2 protein-coding genes and 1 other RNA gene are annotated in these 1,920 nt (G+C 41.1%); all 3 read right to left on the reverse strand.

What is annotated here, in order from left to right; all coding sequences use genetic code 11:
• Positions 1–386: 386 nt before the first annotated feature.
• Positions 387–745, reverse strand: a transfer-messenger RNA (tmRNA) gene (gene ssrA / locus VLN09_RS09235).
• 85 nt (positions 746–830) lie between these two features.
• The gene (locus VLN09_RS09240) at positions 831–1,502 is read right to left on the reverse strand and encodes an alpha/beta hydrolase (RefSeq protein ID WP_325245842.1); all 672 of its coding nucleotides are present in this window, start codon (positions 1,500–1,502) and stop codon (positions 831–833) included.
• 202 nt (positions 1,503–1,704) lie between these two features.
• On the reverse strand, positions 1,705–1,920 hold a 216-nt coding region (locus VLN09_RS09245), incomplete at its 5' end, for a chorismate synthase (RefSeq protein ID WP_325245844.1).

Genomic DNA, 1,920 nt, shown 5'->3' on the forward strand with positions numbered 1-1,920 from the left:
TTCTTTGTACAAACGATATATGCCCTGCTGCATTTGAAGGATACCTGACTATGACAGATGATGAACATTTAACGTATAGCTATATCCATTATCTTGCACCAGCATTGGAAAAATCGCTTAATATGCAAGTCCAAAACTTCATGAAATTAAGTGAGGAGTAGTTTGCTAAGGTGATTAGATAAATTAGTAGTCTAAATACTCTCTAATTGGAGATCATCCTAAACTTTGTGTAACAGTCATTTAGCTTAAGCCAATAGTTACACAAAATCTGGGATGCTCCTCAACATTCTATATAGGACGCTATACCCCTATATAACCCTCAATACCTGAAAAACGCCCAAAATAAAGGGCTGACAGTCTATGACGGTCAGCCCTTTATCGTTATTTGGTGGAGATGGCGGGAGTTGAACCCGCGTCCGCCAGCATTACGCTCATGAATCTACATGTTTAGTTTCTGTCTTTAATTTTAGTCTGCACCGATCCGACAGTCAGGATGGATTAGCCGATTCTCTACTTTTGAACCCAAGCGATTGAGACAATCCCTTGTGGCGATCCTACATGCGGACGCTTCAACTTAGTTGACCAACTGTAGGTGATCAGCAACCAAGTAAACAGGGTTTAAGCTGCTAGAGCGTAATTTTCGTCGTTTGCGACTATAACAATATATGTTTGATTAACGAGAGGACATATACTCTCGACATGCATCATTGAGTTTCATCACCAGCGTCGAAGCCAGAACATCCCCAATAAGGTCTATGATTATATAGCACTTATATGTCTGCTTGCAACCTATAAGAAGTCCATATTACATTATGTTACAGATCAATCGCCTAAGCCAAGACTTTATTAAGCCATTTACCGATATTTTGAATCTGTGGCATACATACTTGATGGGCCATCGGATAGGTATGATAAGCAACATCGTAGCCTTTAGTAGATAACAGCTGCTGCGCCTGCTCACCTAATATAACAGGAACGACTGTATCATGCGTACCATGCTCAATCAATATCGGCATGTCTGTATTGGCATCGCTATAGCTAATATTGTCGTTAGTTGCGAAATAGGTAGAAAGTGTCATCAAGCCAGCCAAGCGCTGTGGATAACCCAGTGCCACATGATACGCCACTGCCCCACCTTGCGAAAATCCAGCAATCACAATATGTTCTGGTGGTACGCCACGCTCTACTTCACGAGTAATCAAATTCTGTATTTGCTGCGCAGACTCTTCAATCTGATTCACATCAACTTTACGCTCAAGACTCATCTCTAAGATGTCATACCATGCTGGCATGACCATACCACCATTTATAGTCACTGGGCGATTGGGCGCATGCGGAAAGATAAAACGTACTGCCATATCATCAGCCAATCCCAGCTGCGGTACCACAGGCTCAAAATCATGGCCACTAGCACCCAAGCCATGCAGCCAAATCACGGCTCTATCTATCTGTTTTTGTGCGGGGTTATGTTCAACAATGACTGCATCTAAATACTTATTCATATTTTTGGGTTCCTTTAACTATTAAATAAAAATGATATTGAAATTAGTATGCTATATCCAATGAATCAAGCCATATGATATTGAAATTAGAGTTTATAAAATGCATCATTAACGTTTTAATTACACATAAAAAAACCCTCTAGCGTATCTAATAGAACAGCAGTAGATGCGATAAAGGGCACATAACTTTACGACAAACAATCTAAGTAATCGATTCTACTGGCTGTTTAACATCTGCATTTTGACCACGATGACGTAAATAGTGGTCAAGTAATACAATTGCCAGCATGGCTTCGGCGATAGGCGTCGCACGTACACCCACACAAGGATCATGACGGCCTTTGGTTAGCATATCGACCGACTCACCTTGGGTATTAATACTCTTGCCGGCGGTGGTAATACTAGAGGTTGGCTTAAG

This window comes from Psychrobacter sp., from assembly GCF_035469765.1.
Lineage (GTDB): Bacteria > Pseudomonadota > Gammaproteobacteria > Pseudomonadales > Moraxellaceae > Psychrobacter.